This is a genomic window from Actinotalea endophytica (assembly GCF_025717005.1).
GTDB lineage: Bacteria > Actinomycetota > Actinomycetes > Actinomycetales > Cellulomonadaceae > Actinotalea.
In genome coordinates this window covers 1-16989 of sequence record NZ_JAOVZU010000017.1, presented here as the reverse complement: position 1 = coordinate 16989, position 16989 = coordinate 1, and the positions used below count along the sequence as shown (strand labels likewise).

Here is a 16989-nt window from a genome sequence, read left to right as displayed (position 1 = left end):
GCCCGCTCCCGGAGCTCCTCCGGGTACTTCCTCGGTGCTGCCATGACTCTCATCCTCCGTGGATTGAGAGCCTCTACGAAACCCGGGGCGGTTCAGGGGTTCGCGTGGGACTTCGGTGATGGTGGTGGGGTGTTGGTGACGTCGGATCCGGGTGGGCCGTATCCGGATCAGACGGTGGCGCGGGCGTATGAGCGTTCGGGGGCGTATGAGGTGCGGTTGACCACGACGTGGGCGGGGGAGTTCCAGGTCGGTGGTGGTGGGCCGTGGTTGCCGGTGGTGGGTACGGCGACCACGACCAGTGAGCCGGTGGCGTTCGAGGTGGTCGAGGCCCCGGCGTACCTGGTCTCCGGACCCGAGGGCTGACCCGGCCCGCGCAGGGTGATGCGGGGTCTCGCGGAACCCGGCATCGCGGTCCCGCGTCGGGTGATGCGCGACTCCGACAAGCACACCGCCACCCCGGCGTACCCGACGATGCGGGTTCGAGGCCTGCGGCCGCGCCCGTCACGCGTCAGGTGATGCGCGACTCCGACAAACACACCGCCACCCCGGCGTACCCGACGATGCGGGGTTCGAGGCCTACGGCCGCACCCGTCACGCGTCAGGTGACTCCGACAGACACACCGCCACCCCGGCGTACCCGACGATGCGGGTTCCCGGAGCGCAGACCCGGTCCGGTCCGCATCGGGCTGCACATGGCCGCGAGGCGCCCGCGAGTTGCGGGACCCAGAGCGCGTGACGGCGACCGGAGACCCCTGCGAGTCCTGGGTCAGCGCTGCAGGTGGGCGGCGCTGACCGGGAAGAACGCCGAGTGCTCAGGCCTCGGTGGTCTGCGGCGAGCTCGGCGCGTCCGCGGACGCACCGCCGCGACGGCGGCGCCGACGGCGGCGCTTGGGGGCGCCGTCCGACTCGCCGGTGGGTGCTCCGGCCTGGTCGTCCGCGCCCGCTCCGGGGGCTTCGTCGGCGCTCCGGTGCCGGCCGCGACCCGAGCCGTCGCGGCCGGAGCCACCACGACGCTCGCCGTGACCGGCCTCGTCGCGGCCGTGGCCCTTCCCGTGGCCCTTGCCCTTGCCCCGGCCGTGGCTCTTGGCGTCGCCGCCCTTGCCGTGGTGCTTGCCGGTCTCGCCGAGGTCCTCGACCTCCTCGGCGGCAAGACCCTCGCGGGTCCGGGCGGCTGCCGGCAGCCGGCCCTTCGTGCCCTCCGGGATGTCCAGGTCCGTGTACAGGTGCGGCGAGGACGAGTACGTCTCGATCGGCTCGGGGAAGCCGAGGTCGAGAGCCTTGTCGATCAGGCTCCAGCGCGGCACGTCATCCCAGTCGACGAACGTCACGGCGGTGCCCGTGCGACCCGCGCGGCCGGTGCGCCCGGTGCGGTGCAGGTACACCTTCTCGTCCTCGGGGCACTGGTAGTTGATCACGTGGGTGACGTCGTCGACATCGATGCCGCGCGCCGCCACGTCCGTCGCGACCAGCACGTCGATCTTGCCGTGACGGAACGCACGGAGCGCCTGTTCGCGCGCGCCCTGACCCAGGTCGCCGTGGATCGCGCCGGCCGCGAACCCGCGCTCGGTCAGCTCGTCCGAGACCTTCGCGGCGGTGCGCTTGGTGCGGGTGAACACGATGGTCAGGCCACGGCCACGGGCCTGGAGCATCCGGGCGAGCATCTCGACCTTGTCGAGCGCGTGCGCCCGGTAGACCACCTGCGTGATCGCCTTGAGCGTGGCGCCCTCGTCATCCGGGTCCGCCGCGCGGATGTGGGTCGGCTGGGTCATGTAGCGCCGCGCCATCGCCACGACCGCACCGGGCATCGTCGCGGAGAACAGCATCGTGTGCCGCGACGCCGGCGTCTTGGCCAGCAGCTTCTCGACGTCCGGCAGGAAGCCGAGGTCGAGCATCTCGTCGGCCTCGTCGAGCACCACGGTCTGGGCGCGCGCGAGGTCGAGGTGGCGCTGGTTGATGAGGTCCACCATCCGGCCCGGCGTACCGACCACGACCTCGATGCCCTTCGTGAGCATCTCGATCTGCGGCTCGTAGGCGCGGCCGCCGTACAGCAGACCGATCCGAACCTTGCGGTTGCGCGACGCGGTCTCCAGGTCGCCGGCGACCTGGATCGCCAGCTCACGGGTCGGCGCGACCACGAGCGCCTGCGGCTTGCCCGGCGCCGGCAGCCGGTCGAACCCGTCCTCGCCCGGTGCGACCACGTGCTCGAGCAGCGGCAGGCCGAAGCCCAGCGTCTTGCCCGTGCCGGTCTTCGCCTGGCCGATGATGTCGTGGCGCTGCAGGGCCACCGGGAGGGTCATCGCCTGGATCGGGAACGGGTGGGTGATCCCGGCGTCCGCGAGCGCGGTCGTGATCTCGGGGCGGATGCCGAAGTCGGCGAAGGTCATGGCGGCGAGCGCGTCGTGGCTCGGCGCCGCCTCAGGGGTGGCGGTCATGTCGTCCTCTCGGATCCGTGGGGCCGCGTCTTGGGGCCGGCCACGGGTGATGTGGCAGCCGATCGCACAGGGACAGACGCACATGCGCCGAGAGCAACGGGACGACCGGTCAGCCGATGAACGGGGCCAAGCCTATAGCCTTGAGCGATGACCGCCTTGCCGACGTCCCCATCGGAGCTCGCCGCGGATCGTGCCCTCCCGCTGCTCGGCATGGTCGCCTATGGCGAGCTCGCCGCGTTCACGAGGCTCGCGGCGGACTCGGCGATCGCCCCCACGCTCACCGATCGGCTGGCCCTGGCGGGCTTCGCCGGCCACGCCCTGGACCACGTGCGGCGGCTCGACGCGCGGATCGTCGAGCTCGGCGGCGCGGTGAACGTCACGATGGACCCGTTCGCCGGCGTCCTGGCCGAGTTCGACCGCCGCACCGAGCCGAGCACCTGGGCCGAGCGGATGCTCAAGGCCTACGTCGGCTACGGGGTGTCCGACGACTTCTCCCGCATCCTGGCCGGCGGTGTCGAGTCGACCTGCCGGGACCTGCTCCTCGACGTCCTCTCGGACCACGGCCACACCGCGTACGTGGTCGACCTGCTCGCCGAGGCCGGCGCCGCCGACGCGACGCTCGCGCCGCGCCTGGCCCTGTGGGGGCGCCGGCTCGTGGGCGAGTCGCTCGGTGTCGTGCAGGGCGTGCTCGCCGGCCACCGGGAGATCGTCGCGCTGCTGGAGCTCGTGCTCCCCGGCGACGAGCCGCAGCAGCGGCTGTTCGCGCAGCTCACGGCCGAGCACACCCGCCGGATGGACCGGCTGGGCTTCGCGGCCTGACCCGGGGGTTTCGCGGCCCGGGACCCGCGGCGGCGGGGCCCGGGTTCCTACCGCTCAGGCGCCGAAACCGACCCGCCGGGCCTCGTCGGAGCCCAGCTCCACGAAGCCCACTGCGTTCGCGGGCACCATGACCCGGCGACCCTTGGCGTCCGTCAGGTCGATCGGTGCGCCGACCTCGAGCGCCTTGAGAACATCCTTGGCGATCTTGTCCGACGTTCCGTCGACCTCGACGACCACCTCGCGCGAGAGGTTCTGCACCCCGATCGTGATCTGCACCTTCATCCTTCCGACGTCGCTGGCGCCATCCTAGGCACCTGCGGGTACCGGTGCCGTTCGGCGCTCGACGGCCCGGGAGGCGTTCAGTCCTCCGCGAGCTCGGTGACCACGCTGCGGAGCCCGCCCCAGGCCAGCCGTGCGACCAGGTCGACCGCCTCGTCCGTGCCGATCACCGTGGGGCGGAACCGGGACGTGGCGGTGACCTGGGCCATGGCGACGAGCACCTCGGCGAGCAGGTCGGCCTCGTGCTGGGACAGCCCGGTCAGCGCGCGAAGGCTGCGGCAGATCGCCTCGGCGGTGCGGTGCGACGCGCTCTCCACCCGGTCCTTGACCTCGGCGTCGCGGGTCACGTCCGACTCGAAGATCAACGACGAGGTCTGACCGGCCTGCTCCACGAACTGCACGAACGCCGCGATGATCGCGCGGATGATCTCCTGGCCCCCAGCACTCGCGTCGGCCTCCGCCCGGGCGAGCTCCGCGTCGACGGCGGCGACCAGTGCGTCACCGCGACGGTCCACGACGGCGAGGTACAGGTCGAGCTTGGAGGGGAAGTGCCGGTACAGCACGGGCTTGGACACGCCCGCCTGCTCGGCGATGTCGTCCATCGACACGTGGTGGAAGCCGTCGCGCGCGAACAGCTCCTCGGCGAGCGCGAGCACCTGGAGGTGGCGGTCGTCGTGGGACATCCCTGGCGGGCGGGGCACCATCCGCCGATGCTAGCCAGGTCCGGGTTGCGTGAGAGCGGGCGGCAGGTCACAACCGTGTGACGGACGCGGCCCACCGGTGCGACCATGGCTCGATGCAGGCTCAGCACGCACGGCCGGTGCACCACGTGCGCGACGCGACCGGTGTGCGCGGTGGGCTGCTCAAGGCCCGGTTCGGGATGCTCGCCCTGGTGCCGGCCGCCATGGTCGGCCTGGGCTCCGGGGCCGTGGTCGGTACGACGGTGCTCGGCGCGGACCCCGTGGGGTCCGCCGAGGATGCCGCGGCGGTGAGCCTGACCCCGCTCGCAGGCACGGGATCGGCGGACGGCGCGCGAGCCGAGGCGAACCCGCCTGCGGTCGAGTCGACCCCGTCCGGCGCGGCCGACGTCACGGCGGGCGACGTGACCGCGACGACGCAGGTCGTCCCCCTGGACGATCTCGTCCCGGAGCTCGACCCGGAGCGGGTGAGCGCGGTGCCAGACGACGTGAGCGTCGAGGACGTCATGGCCGGCCTGCTCACGACGCAGACCCCGACCAGCGCGGACGGTGAGCTCGTCGTGGTGCCCGGCTCGTCCCCGGCGCCGGATCCGGCCGCGCCCGTGCGCGTCGTGCGGGTCGAGGTCGAGGCGGGTCTGCCGGTGGACGGCGAGAAGTTCGCCACGCTCGTGATGGGGATCCTCAACAACCCGCAGGGCTGGGGGCACGACGGACAGCTCAGCTTCGCGCGCACGGACGGCGACGACCAGGACATCAGGGTCGTGCTCGCGTCGCCGGACAAGGTCGACGAGCTGTGCGCGCCGCTGACCACGGACGGCACGTACTCGTGCGGCCGGTACGGGCACGCGGCGATCAACTACACGCGCTGGGTGGCCGGTGCGGGCGACTTCACGTCGATGACGCAGTACCGGCAGTACGTGATCAACCACGAGGTGGGGCACCTGCTGGGTCACCCGCACGTCGACTGCCCGGGCGCCGGCGAGACCGCGCCGATCATGCAGCAGCAGTCCGTCTCCGTCCTGCCCTGCATCGCGAACGGCTGGCCCTACCCCGACCAGACCTGAGTCCCGCGCCGTGCGCGATTCCCTCCCGGCGGTGTCGGCGGGGTGTGGTGGGATCGGTCCATGCTCGAGCTCGTGCCACCGGTGCCGCGTGCCCCGTGGCCGGAGCCGGACGTGTCGCAGCGCCGGGTCGTCGACCACCGCGGCCCGCTGCTCGTCACGGGCGCGCCGGGAAGCGGACGGAGCACCACTGCGCTCGCCGTCATCGCCGACCGGGTCGTCTCCGGCGAGCTGGACCTGGCCGACACCCTGCTGATCGCCCCGACCCGGCGAGCCGCGGCACGCCTCCGCGACGCGCTGTCGGCCCGGCTGCGTACCACCACCGGTGCGCCGGGCGTGCGCACCGCGTCCTCCGTCGCGTTCGCCGTGCTGCGCGCCCGCGCCTCGCTGCTCGGTGAGCCGACGCCGACCCTGATCTCCGGGCCCGAGCAGGACCTCGTGCTCGCCGAGCTGCTCGCGGGGCACCGGGCCGGGGAGGGCGCGCGGGTCGACTGGCCGGGCGGGGTCCCCGCCGAGGCCCTCAGCCTCCGTGCGTTCCGCGACGAGCTTCGCGACCTGCTGATGCGCGCGGCGGAGCGCGGGTTGCGCCCCGACGACCTCGACCGCCTCGGGCAGAGCTTCGGCCGCCCGCAGTGGAGCGCAGCGGCGACGGTGTACGGGGAGTACCTCGACGTCACCCAGCTGCGCTCCGGTACGCCCGACGCCGGCGCCCGCTACGACCCGGCCGTGGTCGTGGACGAGGCGACCGAGGCCCTCGCGGCCTGGTCGGACGAGATCGCCGGCGCCGCGAAACCGGCCTGGCGCCTGGTGGTCGTGGACGACTACCAGGAGGCCACCGCGGCGACCGTGCGCCTGCTCCACCAGCTCGCCGCCGACGGTGCCGAGCTCGTGCTGCTCGCCGACCCGGATCTCGCAGTGCAGTCGTTCCGTGGCGCGAGCCCCGGTCTGGTGGACCGCGCCTCGCTCCCGGCCGGCAGCGAGCTCGGCGCGTTCGGTGCGGACACGCTGGTGCTCGACAACGTCTGGCGGCACGGCGCCCGGCTGCGTGAGGTGGTCGCCGGCGTCACTGCGGAGATCCGCGGCACCCAGCGTCGGCACCGCGCTGCGGCCGGGACCGAGGCGTCCGGGTCGGCCGAGGTGCACGTGCTCCGGTCCACGGCTCAGGAGTCCGCGGACGTCGCGCACGTGCTGCGCAGCGCGCACCTGCACGACGGGTTGCCGTGGAACCGGATGGCCGTGCTGGTCCGCTCCGGCAGCCAGGTCGCGCAGCTGCGCCGTGCGCTCCTCGCGGCCCGGGTCCCGGTCGAGGTGCTCGGCTCCGACGTGCCGTTGCGCGCCGAGCCGGCGGTGCGTCCGCTGCTGACCGCCCTGGCGTGCGTGCTCGACCCCGCGCTGCTGGCCGATCACGCCGCGACCCTGCTCACCTCGCCGATCGGCGGGCTCGACCCGGTCGGGCTACGGCGCGTCCGGCGCGCGCTGCGCGCCGAGGAGCTGGCCGGCGGTGGCGGGCGGACGAGCGACGAGCTGCTCGTCGAGGTGCTCGGCGACCCGGCCCGGGCCGCGACCCTGCCCGCGGAGCACCGGGGCCCCGTGCAGCGGATGGCGACCGTGCTCGCCGCGGGGCGGGACGCGGCCGGGGACGGCGTCCTCGAGGTGCTCTGGGCGCTGTGGTCCGCGACCTCGCTGGCCGACGCGTGGCGGCGCGCCGCCCTCGCCGGCGGGAGCGCGGGTGCGCGCGCCGACCGCGACCTGGACGCGGTGCTCACCCTGTTCACCGCCGCGGAACAGTTCGTCGACCGGCTGCCGCAGGCCCCCGCGCAGGCCTTCCTCGACAATCTCGAGGCACAGGACCTTCCCGCCGACTCGCTCGCGGCCCGCGGTGGAGCCGCCGACACCGTGCTCGTGCTCACCGCCGCCAGCGCTGCCGGGCTCGAGTGGGACCTCGTGGTGGTGTCCGGCGTTCAGGAGGGAGTGTGGCCCGACCTGCGCCTGCGCGACTCGATGCTCGGTGCAGCGCACCTGGTCGAGGTGCTGGCACGCCGGGCCGGTGCCGAGGAGTCCCCGGCGCAAGCACGCCAGGCGGTGCTGGCCGACGAGCTCCGCGCCTTCGCGGTAGCAACCTCGCGCGCCCGGACCCGCCTCGTGGTCACCGCGGTGCGCGACACCGACCACCAGCCCTCGGCGCTCGTGGACCTCGTGGACACCTGGGACGGCGACGGCCCCGACCACCGCGTGCGTGCGGTCCCCGCCGCGCTCGACCTGCGTTCCGTGGTGGCCCGCTGCCGCGCCGCGGTCGAGGCCGACCCGGCGCATCCGGCGGGCGGTCTGCTCGCCGCGCTCGCGGACCGTGGGGTCGAGGGCGCGGACCCGGACACCTGGTTCGGGACGCGTGCCCTGTCCACCGACTCCCCCCTGTGGCCGGTCGAGGGTCCCGTGCCGCTGTCGCCGTCGAAGGTCGAGCAGGCCGGGACCTGCGCGCTGCGCTGGGCCCTGGAGTCGGTCGGTGGGACGGCCGCCGAGTCCCGCGACCAGTCGCTCGGCACCCTGATGCACGCGGTCGCCGCCGCGCTCCCGGCCGGGAGCGAGGACGAGCTGCGTGCCCTGGTGGACCAGCGCTGGTCCGAGCTCGGCCTTCCCGACGGATGGCTGGACCGCCAGGCTCGCCGCCGCGCCGACACGATGGTCCGCAAGCTCGCGGCGTACCTGGCGACCGCGGGTGAGGCGGTCGCGGTCGAGGAGGACGTCCGGGTCCGGCTCGGCCGGGTCGAGGTCCGTGGCCAGGTCGACCGGCTCGAGCGGGTCGGGGTGGACGCCGACGGGCGCCCGCTGCTGCGGGTCGTGGACCTCAAGACCGGCAAGAACCCGGTCTCCAAGGACGATGCGCTGCGCCACCCGCAGCTCGGCCTCTACCAGGCGGCGCTGGACACCGGCGGGGTCTCGTCCGTGGCGCCCGACGCCCGCGCCGACGGCGCGACGCTCCTCTACGTCGGGACCACGGCGCAAGCGGCCGTGACCCGCGACCAGCCGGCGCTCAGCGCCGACACCGACCCGCACTGGGTGGACACCCTGGTCTCCGAGGTCGCCGACGTGGTGACCAGCGCCGTGATGTGCGCGACCCGCAACGAGCTGTGCCGCACCTGCCCGGTGCGCCGCTCCTGCCCCGCCCGGCCCGAGGGGCGGGTGGTGGGCGGATGACCCGCTGGTCCGCCGTCGACATCGCCGAGGCGCTCGGCCGACCTCGCCCCACCCCCGAGCAGGTCGCCGTGATCGAGGCGCCCCTGGAACCGCTGCTCGTCGTGGCGGGTGCGGGCTCGGGCAAGACCGAGACCATGGCTGCCCGGGTGGTCTGGCTGATCGCGAACGAGCAGGTCGCGCCCGACGCCGTGCTCGGGCTGACGTTCACCCGCAAGGCGGCCGGTGAGCTGTCCGAACGGGTGCGAGCTCGACTCGCCGCGCTGCGCAGGCACGACCCCGCGGCACCGGGCTCGTCGGTGTTCCTCGCGCCGGCAGTCTCGACCTACCACGCGTACTCGGCCTCGCTCGTCGCCGACCACGCGCTGCGGCTGGGCCTGGAACCCGCGTCCAGGCTGCTCGGCGAGGCCGGGCGGTGGCAGCTCGCGCACGAGGTCGTCGAGCACTGGGCCGAGGACCTCGACACCGAGCTGGTCGCCGGGACCATCACCGGCGCGCTGCTCGCCCTCGCCGACGGCCTCGCCGAGCACCTGCACGACCCCGACGAGCTGCGGGCCGAGTGCGACCGCCTCGCGGGGCTGCTGGCGGACGTCCCGCCGGGGAGCCGCAAGACCGACGCGGCGACGTTGGCCAAGGTCCTCGGCACGCTGCGGCTGCGGTCCGCGATGGCGCCGATGCTGGAAGAGCTCACCGCGCGCAAGCGCCAGGCCGATCTGATGGACTTCGCCGACCAGGTGGCGCTCGCCGCACGGGTCGCACGGGAGATCCCCGAGGTGGGGGCCGGCGAGCGGAGTCGCTACGAGGTGGTCCTGCTCGACGAGTACCAGGACACCTCGGTGGCCCAGCTCGACCTGCTGCGGCACCTGTTCGGCAGCGGCACGGCGGGAGACCTCCCGGGTGCGGGCCACCCGGTCACCGCGGTCGGCGACCCGCACCAGTCGATCTACGGCTGGCGCGGCGCGAGCGCCGGCGGCCTGTTCCGGTTCCCTGAGGAGTTCCGGCGGACCCGCTCGACCGCGCGGCGGGACGCGCCGGCCGGCGCGCCGGGGAGCGCGGGTCCGGCAGACCAACCGGCGGGCGTGCTCACGCTGTCCACGTCCTGGCGCAACGACCACGCGATCCTGGCCGCCGCGAACGTCGTCGCCGGTCCTCTGCAGGCCGCATCGCCCTACGCCGTTCAGCAGCTGCAGGCCGGGTCCCGGGCCGAGGCCGGTCGGGGGCGCACCGCCTGCGTGGCGCACGAGGTCCCCGCGGCCGCCGCGGTCGCGGCGTTCGTCGCCGAGCACCGGACCTCGCTCGGCGACGGGGCACCGGCCACCGCCGCAGTGCTGTGCCGCAAGCGCTCGCAGTTCGCCGCGGTCGAGCAGGCGCTGCGGGCCGCGGGTCTGCCGGTCGAGGTCGTGGGTCTCGGTGGGCTGCTCACCACGCCGGAGGTCGTGGACCTGGTCTCCGCGCTGCAGGCTGCGCATGACCCTTCGCGCGGGGACGCCCTGATGCGGCTGCTGACCGGGCCTCGCGCCCGGCTGGGTCTGGCCGACCTCGCGGCCCTGCACGACTGGTCGCGCCACCTCGGCGGGCCGCGCCCGACGCTGGTCGAGGGCGCGCTCCCGGACGTGGTCGACGAGCGGTCGATCGTCGACGCGCTGGACCACCTGCCGGCGCCGGGCTGGACAAGTCCGGGTGGGCGGAGGCTGAGTGACGCGGGTCGCGCGCGCCTGGTGGAGCTGGCCGGTGTGCTGCGTGCGCTGCGCGGGCAGACCTTCCTGCCCGTCGCGGACCTGGTCGCGGAGGCCGAGGTGCTGCTCGGCCTCGACATCGAGGTCCTGCTGCGACCGGTGAGTCCGGCCGGCGCTCGGGCCCACCTGGACGCCTTCCGTGCCGAGGCCACTCGGTTCGACACCGAGGAGGGCGGCACGCTCGGTGCCTTCCTGGCCTGGCTCGAGGTCGCCGAGGACGAGGAGAACGGCCTGGACGCGCCCGTCGCCGAGCTCGACCCGGAAGCCGTCCAGGTGCTCACCGTGCACGCGGCGAAGGGTCTGGAGTGGGACGTGGTCGCGGTGCCCGGGATGACCGCGACCAACTTCCCGGCCGGTTCCCGCGGCAGCGGCTGGCCGACCGCCGTCGGCGTCCTGCCCACCACGCTGCGCGGTGACGCCGCCTCGCTGCCCGACCTGCCGCTCGCCGGTCTGGCCGACGGCCGCGAGCTGTCCCGGCGCGTCGCGGACTACACCGAGGCGTTGCGGGTCCACGACGAGGGCGAGGAGCGCCGGCTGGCGTACGTCGCCGTGACGCGGGCCCGGCACGCCCTGCTGCTCACCGGCTCGTGGTGGCGCGACGGCAAGCGCCCGCACGACCACTCGCCCTACCTGCTGGAGATCGCCGGCGGGTCCACCGAGGACTGGGTGCCCGCGTGCGACCGCCCGGAGCGAGACGCCGACGCCGAACCGCCGGTGTGGCCCTCGGCCGCCCCGCTGGGGGCGCGCCAGGCACAGGTCGAGCGGGCCGCAGCGGTGGTGCGCAGTGCGGCCCCCCGCGTCCCGGACGACGAGCTCGGCGCGCTGGCCGAGCTGCTGCTCGCGGAGCGCGAGCGCCGCCGCGTCGAGCAGGCCGCGGTCGTGGTGCCGGAGCACCTGTCCGCCTCCGCGGTGGTGCACCTGGCCGAGGACCGCGACGCGTTCACCCTCGCGCTGCGCCGACCGGTACCGACCGCGCCGTCGCAGGTCGCCCGGCGCGGCACGGCGTTCCACGCGTGGGTCGAGCAGTACTTCGGCCGTGCCGCCCTGGTGGACGTGGACGCGCTGCCGGGTGCGGACGACACCTCCGTGCTGGTCGACCCCGAGCTGGAGGCGCTGCGGACCGCGTTCCTGGCGTCGGAGTGGGCCGACCGCCGGCCCGTCGAGGTCGAGGTCGACGTCGAGACCCCGATCGGCGACGTCGTGGTGCGGTCCCGGATCGACGCGGTGTTCGCCGAGCCCGACGGCGGGGTGGTGGTCGTCGACTGGAAGACCGGTGCCGTCCCGGGGCCGGAGGCGCTGCGCAGCCGCGAGCTCCAGCTCGCGGTGTACCGGCTCGCCTGGTCGCGCCGCACCGGGCTGCCGCTGGACAAGGTGCGCGCCGCCTTCGTCTACGTCGCGCACGGCGTGACGTTGCGGCCCGAGCACATGGCCGGCTCCGACGAGCTCGAGCAGCTGCTGCGCGGTTGACCTGTCAGGCGGTCGACCGGCTGCGCTGTTGACCGGCAGCGCCCTTGCCCGGCACGGAACCGGGACCTGCGGGTTGGACGGCCTGCCCGCTACCCCCAGGGTCGGGGGTCCGCGCCGTACTCCTCGTCGTCGAACCCGTCGCCGCCCGCGCCGTTGAGCTCGGCCGCTGCTTCGGCGACCGTGCCGTAGTGCTCGTCCTGCACCAGCGGGCCGTGCTCGGCCGTCATCTCGCGCCAGACCGGAGCGTCCTCGACCTCGTCCGGCGCGGTCTGCTCGTCCGGCCCGTCGACCGGCGCCGACGCGACGGCGGCGCGTGCGGCCTCCTCGTACCGGGTCAGGTGCACCTCGAGCTCGTCGAGCATCGAGCGTGCGTCGTCGATCACGGCCCCGTCGTCGGTGTGCACGCCGTGCAGCAGCCACCGGGCGACCGCGAGCTCGCCGGCGAGCAGTGCACGAGTGGGCAGGTGCGGGTCGCGCAGCTCCGTGCGGCGCAGGTGGTAAGCCTCGACGATCGGGTCGACAGCTGGCTGCGGCGCCGCCACGAGCAGCCACGCGAGGTCGTCCGCAGGATCGGCGACCTTCGCCTCGGACCAGCCGAGGATGCCGACCGGGGAGTCGCCTTCGCACAGCACGTGCTCGGACGACAGGTCGCCGTGCACCACGGTGGGCTGGAAACGCCACAGTGCCACGTCCTCCAGGGCGCGCTCCCAGCGACGCAGCAGGAACGCCGGCACGTAGCCGGTGCGCGCTGCCTCGTCGAGCTCGGCGAGCCGGCGGCGGCGGTACTCGTCGGCCTCGTAGACCGGGAGCCCCGCGTCCTCGACCACGGACACCGGGAGCTCGTGGATCGCGGCGATCGCGCGGCCCAGGGCCGCGGCGAGCCCCGGCCCGGGCCCGAGCTTCTCGAGCCGGATCGCGCGACCGGGGAGCTGGCGGGACACGATCGCACGGCCGCCCTCCTCGAGGCTCACGGCCCCGGCAGGGCGTGGCACGTCGAACGGAAGGGCGCCGACATCGACCTGGGTGGCGAGGGCCTGGAGCAGCGCGACCTCGGCCTCGAGGGCCGCCCCGGTGGCGGCGTCCTGCGGGGCCCGGACCACCCAGCGCTGGCCGTCGGTGCCGACGACGACGGCCGCGTCCATCCCGACGCCGGGGTGCGGCGAGCGGCGCACGTCGATGGCGTCGAGGCCCGGCACGGCGACCGTGGACAGCGCCGCGAGGACCAACGGGGAGCGAACCACGGGCCCACCGTAGGCGTTGCCCGGGTGCCAGGCACGTACCCCCGCGCGTGTCCTGGGCATCCGGTGGCCAGTGGCGCGCCGCGGGACCGCCCGCCCCCTACGGTGAGACCCGTGGACTGGACCAGGCTCCCGCTCGCCCGCGCGACGACCGACCGGGTCGCTCATCGACGTTCCGAGCCCGAGCTGCTCTCCCGCGCCTGGGCCGATCCGCGGACCCGGGTGGTGCTCGTCGACGGCGCGCGGCTGGCCACGGCCGCTGACGGCACGTCGCTGGACCTGGTGCGCCCGAGCGCGATCGCCGACGCGGGCCTCACGCTCTACCTGGGCACCGACGAGGAGGGCGAGCTTCTCGCCGTGGTCCGCGACCACCCGGACCCCACCCGGACCTGGACGTCGCTGCGCGAGTGCGGGCACCTGCTCGGCGACCGCGACACCGGCCTGGCGACCGCGGCGGTCGGTCTGGCGGCCTGGCACGCGCGGCACCCTCGCTGCGCGCAGTGCGGCGCCCCGACCGAGCCGGACATGGGGGGCTGGACCCGACGCTGCCCGCAGGACGGGTCGGAGCACTACCCACGCACGGATCCGGCTGTGATCATGGCGGTCACCGATCCGGACGACCGGATCCTGCTCGCGCACGGCGCCGCGTGGGCGCCACGCCGCTTCTCCACCCTGGCGGGGTACGTCGAGCCGGGGGAGTCGGCCGAGCAGGCCGTCGTGCGCGAGGTGCACGAGGAGACCGGGATCGACGTCGTCGACCCACGGTTCCAGGGTTCGCAGCCGTGGCCGTTCCCGGCCTCGCTCATGCTCGCGTTCACGGCGCGCGCCACGACCACGGACATCCGGGTCGACGCGCTCGAGGTGACCGAGGCGCACTGGTTCTCACGGGCTGCGCTGAGCGCTGCGGTGGCCGACGGTGGGGTGATCCTGCCGACCCGCGCCTCGGTGGCCCGCGCGCTGATCGAGGACTGGTTCGGCGGCCCCATCGCGACGGATCCTGCCGACGGAGCAGCCGCGCCGCGCTGACCCGCCCCTGGGCTCGCGCGGTGCCGGCCGGGCCCGGGCCCGGAGGGGAGGCGGACGGCCGGCGCGCCGCGTCGGCGGGACCTGCGAGACTCGGCCCGATGCCCACCGACACCTCCGCCGACGCGCTCCTGGACGGCCTGGACCCCGAGCAGCGCGAGGTGGCCCTCGCGCTCACCGGGCCGGTGGTGGTGCTGGCGGGCGCCGGCACCGGCAAGACCCGCGCGATCACGCACCGGATCGCCTACGGCGTCCGCACCGGCACCTACCCCGCGACCAGCGTGCTCGCGGTGACCTTCACCGCGCGGGCCGCCGGCGAGATGCGCACGCGCCTGCGGGACCTCGGCGTCGTCGGGGTCCAGGCGCGCACGTTCCACGCCGCCGCGCTGCGGCAGCTGTCGTTCTTCTGGCCGCAGGTGGTCGGCGGCGCACCGCCGAGGATCCTCGAGCACAAGGCGCCCGTGGTCGCGGAGGCCGCCGCGCGGCTCGGCCTGCGGGTGGACCGGCTCGCGGTGCGTGACCTCGCCGCGGAGATCGAGTGGTCCAAGGTGTCCCTGGTCCCGGCCGACGACTACCTGGCGGCAGCGGCGGCGACCGGCCGGCCGGAGCCGGCGGGCTTCGACCGGGCCGCGGTCTCCCGGCTCATCACCTCCTACGAGGAGGTGAAGGACGCGCGCGGCGTGATCGACTTCGAGGACGTCCTCGTGCTGCTGGCGCACATGCTCGAGTCGCGTCGCGACGTCGCCGAGCAGGTGCGCTCGCAGTACCGGCACTTCGTGGTCGACGAGTACCAGGACGTCTCGCCCGCGCAGCAGTACCTGCTCGAGCAGTGGCTCGGCGGGCGGCACGAGCTGTGCGTGGTGGGCGACCCGAACCAGACGATCTACTCGTTCACCGGTGCCAGCCCGCACCACCTGCTGACCTTCGCCGCCGACCATCCCGGGGCGCGCACGGTCCGCCTGGTCCGCGACTACCGCTCGACGCCGCAGGTCGTGGACCTCGCCAACCGCATCCTCGGCGAGCGCCGGCGTCGGGCGAACGGCGGCCTCGAGCTGATCGCTCAGCGTCCGTCCGGCCCGCCGGTGCAGTGCACGCCCTTCGACGACGACGAGGACGAGGCGGCGGGTGTCGCCGCCCGGATCGGCCGGCTCCTCGCCGGGGGGACGCCGGCGCGTGAGATCGCCGTCCTGTATCGGACAAACGCGCAGTCCGAGGCCTTCGAGCAGGCACTCGCCGACGCGGGGATCGGCTACCTGGTGCGCGGCGGTGAGCGGTTCTTCGAGCGCCGTGAGGTGCGCGAGGCGATCGTCCTGCTGCGCGGCTCGGCTCGCTCGATGGCGGACGTCCCGCTCGGCGAGGCCGCACGGGACGTCCTGGCGCAGGCGGGCTGGGCACCGGAGCCGCCGGCAGCGCGCGGTGCGGTGCGTGAGCGGTGGGACGCCATGCAGGCACTGGTCGCCCTCGCCGACGAGCTCGCTGCGGACCCCACCCGTCCCACGCCTGCGACACTCGCGAACCTCGTCGCGGAGCTCGACGAGCGCGCGGCCGCGCAGCACGCCCCGGCGGTCGAGGGCGTCACGCTCGCGTCGCTGCACGCCGCCAAGGGCTTGGAGTGGGATGCGGTGTTCCTCGCCGGGCTCAGCGAGGGCCTGATGCCCATCTCGCTCGCGGAGACCGACGACGCGATCGCCGAGGAGCGCCGTTTGCTCTACGTCGGGGTGACCCGGGCGCGCGAGCACCTGCACCTGTCCTGGTCTCGCTCCCGGACCCCGGGTGGCCGCGCGAGCCGCCGGCGCACCCGGTTCCTGGCCGGTGTGCTGCCCGAGCAGACCCGTACGGGTGCCCGCCCGCCCGCCGCGCCCGTGCGCGACGCCGACGTCGACCCCGAGCTGTTCGAAGCCCTGCGGACATGGCGCCAGCAGGTCGCCACCGAGAGCGACAAGCCCGCGTACACGGTGCTCGCCGACGCCACGTTGCGCGGCGTCGCGGCCGTCCGGCCCACGACGCTGACCCAGCTGAGGGACGTCAAGGGGATCGGCCCGACCAAGATCGACCGCTATGGCGAGACCCTGCTCGCGATCGTGGCCGGGCGGCGTCCGGGCTGATCGCGTCGGGACCTTCGGCCGTCCGAAGCCGGTGCCGGAGAGGGCCTCGGCAGGCTTCTCGAAACTTCTGCGTTTAATTCGTTGTGCCCTCCGGCGCGACAGCGTTACGGTTCTCAAGTCCTGACCGGAGCCAGGGGCTGAGAGACGCCCGGGGCGCAGCGCGAGAGGGGGTGGGTGAACGAATGATGATCATCGGTACGGCGGTCTACGCGATCGGCGGCGCTCTGCCCGTTGCACCCGCGCTCTCGCTCAAGGGGACCAGTGTGTCCGCGCGCACTCGCGTGACGAGCACTGCCACGTTCCGCAGCGGCGGACTCGTCGGCACCTACCCCAGCCCTGACTCCACGGTCTGACAGACCACTCGCCTCACCAGGCCGCGGAGTCCACCGGGACCCGCGGCCTTCGTCTTTGAGGGCCGGCTCCCAACACAAGCCCTTTGAACCACCTCAGGACGATCGAGGAGGAGCCGTGCGGCTCACCACGCTGCTCGACACTCTCAACGAAGGCGGATCCGGACCGTGGCCGCCTCTGACCAGCCTCCCTGCCACCACACCGGCGCAGGGTCCCGACTTCGGCGGTGACTTCGACCAGGTCATCTCCAGCCTCATCCCGTGCCGGCAGAACGACGCCGAGCTGTGGTTCGCCGAGCGCGAGGCCGAGGTGGAGCAGGCCAAGGCCCTGTGCCAGGCCTGCCCGGTCCGGGAAGGCTGCCTCGCCGGCGCGATCGAGCGGCGCGAACCCTGGGGTGTCTGGGGCGGCGAGGTCTTCATCGACGGGGTCGTGGTGCCGCGCAAGCGCGGTCGCGGTCGCCCCCGCAAGCAGGCAGTGGCCTGATCGGCGCTCAGCAGCGCGCCAGGACGTGGCCCCCGCACCCGCACTCCGGGTGCGGGGGCCACGGGCATGCGAGGGGGAGGAGGGGCCGGAGGGCGAGCGCGGGCG

The 16989-nt window shown here is 74.7% G+C and carries 12 protein-coding genes and 1 pseudogene; 9 read left to right on the top strand and 4 right to left on the bottom strand.

From position 1 onward, the window contains the following. Positions 1 to 42: 42 nt before the first annotated feature. Both OEB99_RS19800 and OEB99_RS19685 read left to right on the top strand, forming a co-directional pair. Positions 43 to 216 (top strand): annotated as a pseudogene (locus tag OEB99_RS19800) (hypothetical protein); the annotation flags it as partial. After that, on the top strand, positions 217 to 363 hold the full coding sequence (locus tag OEB99_RS19685; protein ID WP_263579013.1) for a hypothetical protein: 147 nt from the start codon (positions 217 to 219) through the stop codon (positions 361 to 363). Between the two features lie 449 nt (positions 364 to 812). On the opposite strand, the gene OEB99_RS19680 is transcribed toward OEB99_RS19685, so the two are convergent. Then, a complete protein-coding gene (locus tag OEB99_RS19680) occupies positions 813 to 2432 on the bottom strand; it encodes a DEAD/DEAH box helicase (protein WP_263579012.1) in 1620 nt (539 codons plus the stop codon). A gap of 147 nt (positions 2433 to 2579) precedes the next feature. On the opposite strand from OEB99_RS19680, the gene OEB99_RS19675 reads away from it, so the two are divergent. Beyond that, complete coding sequence (locus tag OEB99_RS19675; RefSeq protein ID WP_263579011.1) at positions 2580 to 3251, top strand: ferritin-like domain-containing protein; 672 nt, start codon at positions 2580 to 2582, stop codon at positions 3249 to 3251. Between the two features lie 54 nt (positions 3252 to 3305). On the opposite strand, the gene OEB99_RS19670 is transcribed toward OEB99_RS19675, so the two are convergent. Together OEB99_RS19670 and OEB99_RS19665 are read right to left on the bottom strand one after the other, a co-directional pair. Then, complete coding sequence (locus OEB99_RS19670; RefSeq protein WP_318011445.1) at positions 3306 to 3533, bottom strand: DUF3107 domain-containing protein; 228 nt, start codon at positions 3531 to 3533, stop codon at positions 3306 to 3308. A 77-nt stretch (positions 3534 to 3610) separates the two neighbouring features. Then, on the bottom strand, positions 3611 to 4234 hold the full coding sequence (locus OEB99_RS19665) for a TetR/AcrR family transcriptional regulator (RefSeq protein ID WP_263579009.1): 624 nt from the start codon (positions 4232 to 4234) through the stop codon (positions 3611 to 3613). A gap of 92 nt (positions 4235 to 4326) precedes the next feature. Between OEB99_RS19665 and OEB99_RS19660 the strand changes: the two genes are divergently transcribed. The 3 genes from OEB99_RS19660 to OEB99_RS19650 are packed head-to-tail and all read left to right on the top strand — an operon-like array spanning position 4327 to position 11684. Then, on the top strand, positions 4327 to 5292 hold the full coding sequence (locus OEB99_RS19660) for a DUF3152 domain-containing protein (protein WP_263579008.1): 966 nt from the start codon (positions 4327 to 4329) through the stop codon (positions 5290 to 5292). A gap of 60 nt (positions 5293 to 5352) precedes the next feature. After that, entirely contained in the window at positions 5353 to 8484 is a 3132-nt protein-coding gene (locus OEB99_RS19655) for an ATP-dependent helicase (protein ID WP_263579007.1), read from the top strand. Then, positions 8481 to 11684 carry an ATP-dependent helicase gene (locus OEB99_RS19650; protein ID WP_263579006.1) on the top strand — a complete coding sequence of 1068 codons (3204 nt, stop codon included), beginning with the start codon at positions 8481 to 8483 and terminating at the stop codon, positions 11682 to 11684. Before OEB99_RS19655 ends, OEB99_RS19650 begins: the two co-directional genes overlap by 4 nt. 89 nt (positions 11685 to 11773) lie before the next feature. Here OEB99_RS19650 and OEB99_RS19645 read toward each other — a convergent pair whose 3' ends face one another. Continuing rightward, complete coding sequence (locus OEB99_RS19645; protein WP_263579005.1) at positions 11774 to 12925, bottom strand: phosphotransferase; 1152 nt, start codon at positions 12923 to 12925, stop codon at positions 11774 to 11776. Between the two features lie 111 nt (positions 12926 to 13036). Here OEB99_RS19645 and nudC point away from each other — a divergent pair, with 111 nt between their 5' ends. The 3 genes from nudC to OEB99_RS19630 all read left to right on the top strand — a co-directional run bounded on the left by nudC (position 13037) and on the right by OEB99_RS19630 (position 16884). Beyond that, positions 13037 to 13948, top strand: coding sequence for an NAD(+) diphosphatase (gene nudC / locus OEB99_RS19640; protein WP_263579004.1), 912 nt, complete (start codon positions 13037 to 13039; stop codon positions 13946 to 13948). A gap of 98 nt (positions 13949 to 14046) precedes the next feature. Next, a complete protein-coding gene (locus OEB99_RS19635) occupies positions 14047 to 16050 on the top strand; it encodes an ATP-dependent helicase (protein ID WP_263579003.1) in 2004 nt (667 codons plus the stop codon). A gap of 468 nt (positions 16051 to 16518) precedes the next feature. After that, positions 16519 to 16884, top strand: coding sequence for a WhiB family transcriptional regulator (locus tag OEB99_RS19630; protein ID WP_263579002.1), 366 nt, complete (start codon positions 16519 to 16521; stop codon positions 16882 to 16884). Positions 16885 to 16989 lie beyond the last annotated feature (105 nt).

Coding starts and splice junctions, on each gene's coding strand:
- OEB99_RS19680 (WP_263579012.1), bottom strand. CDS start 2,432: ATGACCGCCACCCCTGAGGCGGCGCCGAGCCACGACGCGCTCGCCGCC.
- OEB99_RS19675 (WP_263579011.1), top strand. CDS start 2,580: ATGACCGCCTTGCCGACGTCCCCATCGGAGCTCGCCGCGGATCGTGCC.
- OEB99_RS19670 (WP_318011445.1), bottom strand. CDS start 3,533: ATGAAGGTGCAGATCACGATCGGGGTGCAGAACCTCTCGCGCGAGGTG.
- OEB99_RS19665 (WP_263579009.1), bottom strand. CDS start 4,234: ATGGTGCCCCGCCCGCCAGGGATGTCCCACGACGACCGCCACCTCCAG.
- OEB99_RS19660 (WP_263579008.1), top strand. CDS start 4,327: ATGCAGGCTCAGCACGCACGGCCGGTGCACCACGTGCGCGACGCGACC.
- OEB99_RS19655 (WP_263579007.1), top strand. CDS start 5,353: ATGCTCGAGCTCGTGCCACCGGTGCCGCGTGCCCCGTGGCCGGAGCCG.
- OEB99_RS19650 (WP_263579006.1), top strand. CDS start 8,481: ATGACCCGCTGGTCCGCCGTCGACATCGCCGAGGCGCTCGGCCGACCT.
- OEB99_RS19635 (WP_263579003.1), top strand. CDS start 14,047: ATGCCCACCGACACCTCCGCCGACGCGCTCCTGGACGGCCTGGACCCC.